At 73.8% G+C, this 957-nt stretch carries 1 protein-coding gene; it reads right to left on the bottom strand.

What is annotated here, in order from left to right; genetic code table 11:
• The coding region (locus PROKR_RS17125; protein ID WP_051433086.1) for a rhamnosyltransferase WsaF family glycosyltransferase at positions 1-957 on the bottom strand (957 nt) is incomplete at both ends.

Here is a 957-nt window from a genome sequence, read left to right on the forward strand (position 1 = left end):
GGCGAGCTGCGCCGCGATGCCGGCCGCCGTCGGCTCGGCCCAGCCCACGTAGGGGTTGGGCAGGTCGGCGCGCGCCAGCGGGGAGTCGTTGACGACGGGCACGACGCCCGCGGCCAGCATCTCCTCGGCGACCAGCGAGATGTTGGTGAACGACATCGCGAGGCCCGCCAGCACGCGGCCGTACAGGTCGTTCAGCTCCGCCGGCGTGAGGCGCCCGTGGAACGTCACCGGGAACGTCAGGTCGGCGGGGCGCGAGCCGTACACGTGGATCTCCTGCTCCGGGTGCGAGCGGTGGAACCGCTCCAGGGCGAGCCGGGCCAGCAGGTAGCCCCGGCGGCCGACGTCCGGCTTGGCGTAGAGCACCACGCCGGACCGCGGCCGCTCGACGTCGGGCAGGTGATAGGTGTCGGTGTCGCAGCCGAACGGCACCACGTCGCTGTCCTGCCCCAGCTCGGACGTGAGGCAGCCGCCCACCATGTCGCCCAGCGCGATGCGCCGGAACGGGAACCGGTAGGTCATGGCCGCCAGCTCGTACTCCGACCCGCGCGGGTAGAAGTAGGGCTCGTAGTCCTGGACGAAGTACAGCCGGTGGGCGGGGCGCAGGCCTCGCGACACGATCACGTGCGCGGACTCCCAGGACGACGCCACGACCGCGTCCATGCCGCTGATGCCCGCGCGGGCGTCGCGCACCTCGGCGCGCACACCGGGCCAGCCCTGCCGCAGCTCGGCGGTGCGCTGGACGATGTCCAGGCCATGCCGGTCGTAGAGGAACACGACGCACTTGTGACCCCGCGCCTCCAGCCCCTCGACCATGCGGAACAGCGTGGTGTGGCCGCCGGAGCCCGCCGCGGGCGGCGACGTCACCCAGCCCACGGTCAGGGGCCGGCCGCCGAGCACCGGGTCGGGCGTCGGCAGCACGTGCGGCACGTCGCCGACGATGTCCGCCGGGTCGAGCTG

This window comes from Promicromonospora kroppenstedtii DSM 19349 (assembly GCF_000515355.1).
GTDB lineage: Bacteria > Actinomycetota > Actinomycetes > Actinomycetales > Cellulomonadaceae > Promicromonospora > Promicromonospora kroppenstedtii.